The organism is Amaricoccus sp. W119 (genome assembly GCF_047275745.1).
GTDB lineage: Bacteria > Pseudomonadota > Alphaproteobacteria > Rhodobacterales > Rhodobacteraceae > Amaricoccus.
Genome location: NZ_JBKQWU010000163.1, coordinates 1 through 1,697 on the forward strand (window position 1 = coordinate 1; position 1,697 = coordinate 1,697).

The 1,697-nt window shown below is 67.7% G+C and carries 3 protein-coding genes; all 3 read right to left on the bottom strand.

What is annotated here, in order from left to right; translation table 11 throughout:
* On the bottom strand, positions 1-831 hold an 831-nt coding region (tnpC, locus tag ACLJK8_RS22645; RefSeq protein ID WP_413152667.1), incomplete at its 3' end, for an IS66 family transposase.
* A gap of 58 nt (positions 832-889) precedes the next feature.
* Positions 890-1,240: an IS66 family insertion sequence element accessory protein TnpB gene (tnpB, locus tag ACLJK8_RS22650; RefSeq protein WP_413152668.1), complete on the bottom strand. Its 351-nt coding sequence runs from the start codon at positions 1,238-1,240 to the stop codon at positions 890-892.
* On the bottom strand, positions 1,237-1,638 hold the full coding sequence (tnpA, locus tag ACLJK8_RS22655; RefSeq protein WP_413152669.1) for an IS66-like element accessory protein TnpA: 402 nt from the start codon (positions 1,636-1,638) through the stop codon (positions 1,237-1,239). The genes tnpB and tnpA overlap by 4 nt, the downstream gene beginning before the upstream one ends.
* Between the last annotated feature and the right edge of the window lie 59 nt (positions 1,639-1,697).

Below are 1,697 nucleotides of genomic sequence, written 5' to 3' on the forward strand. Positions count from 1 at the left end.
GACTGTGCCGCCCTTCGCCAGCAACGGCACGGTGGTATCGTCGCCGTGCAGTCTTTCCGCTGCCAGAACATGCGCGCGGATCAGTTCGTGGACGGGCTTCAGCGCCACCGCGCAGGCGCCGACCTGATCGGCGAGGGTCGAGAGGCTGAGCTCTACCCCCTCCCGGGCAAAGCGCTCGGCCTGCCGATTGAGCGGCTGATGCTGGCCGAACTTCTCGAACAGGATCATCGCGAGCAGGTTTGGCCCCGCCCATCCGCGCGGCGTCGCATGGAAGGGCGCGGGGGCCTGGCTGATCTTCTCGCAGTCACGACAGGTGAACTTCTCGCGCACGGTCTGGATCACCTTCCACTGGCGCGGAATGACCTCGAGCGTGTCGGTGATATCCTCGCCCAGCTTCACGATCCGGTCCGAGCCACAGCAGGCGCAGGAGGTGGGCGCCTCGATCACCACCCGCTCGCGCGGCAGGTGGTCGGGAAATGGCTTCTTCGCCGGGTGGCGGCGCTCGAAGGCGGCGACCCTGATGGTCCTCTCCGCCTTCGCCGCGGCGATCGCATCCTCGGAAGTCGCGGCTTCGAGCTCCTCGAGCTGAAGCTCCATCTGGTCGATCAATCGCGCGCGGCGCTCGGAGCGATGCCCGTACTGCGCGCGCCGGAGCTTGGCGATCTCCAGACGCAGATGCTGGATCGCCGCCTCGGCGGCCGAGACCAGGCCGCGCGCGCCGGCGAGCTCGCGCTCGGCCATCTCTGCCCGCGTGGTTTGCGCCTCGGCGCGCGTCTCCGCCGCCGCGAGGGCGGCGCGCAGACGGGCGATCTCGGCGGCGGCGTCGGTCATGGGAAGAGACTATCACGCCGCTCCCCTATCCAAAGCAAAATCACACGATTACAGAGATTTAACCCGCCGTTCCCGGCCTCTGCGTCCAGCGGGGGTTGCGCCAGTCGATCCCTTCCAGGAGATACCCCATCTGGGCCGAGGATATTTGCACCGCCTCGCCAGCCCCGCTCGTCGGCCAGATGAACTTCCCCGCTTCCAGCCGCTTCATGTAAAGCGACATGCCGACGCCATCATGCCACAAAATCTTAACCAGATCACCCTTGCGCCCCCGGAAGCAAAAGAGCTCGCCGCCATGGGGATCGCGCCCGAGCCCCTCCTGCACCTTGATCGCCAGGCTGTTCATGCCGCGGCGCATGTCGGTAACCCCGCCCGCGATCCAGACCTTCACTCCGGCTGGAAAGGCGATCATGTCCGCTCCAGCACCGGCAGCAGCCGCGCCAGGCTGTCCGGGTCGATCGTGGTGGGCACGATGACCCGCCGGCCGTTCGCCAGAACCACCTCGATCCGCTCCTGGCATTCGGCGTCCGCCTTTGGCGCCGCCCGCACGGCCACCTCCGGCTTGAATGTCACCGGAACGAACTGCGCGCCGGCCCGCCCGCCGAGCAGGCCTGCGCGATAGTCCGACCGCCAGCGCGTCAGCAGGGAGCGCGAGATACCGTGACGCCGGGCCGTCGCGGAACTCTGGCGGCTGCCGCGCAGGCTCTCTTCGACGATCCGCAGCTTCTCTTCCTCGCTCCACAGCCGACGGCGTCCGACGTCGGAAGCGTGGAGGATCTCGATCTCGGGTCTGAACTTAAGGTCGGCCATAAGGTCGCCTCTAAACCGAAAGGCACCCCAGCGTCAGACGGCCCTCCCCGGAGCCGTAC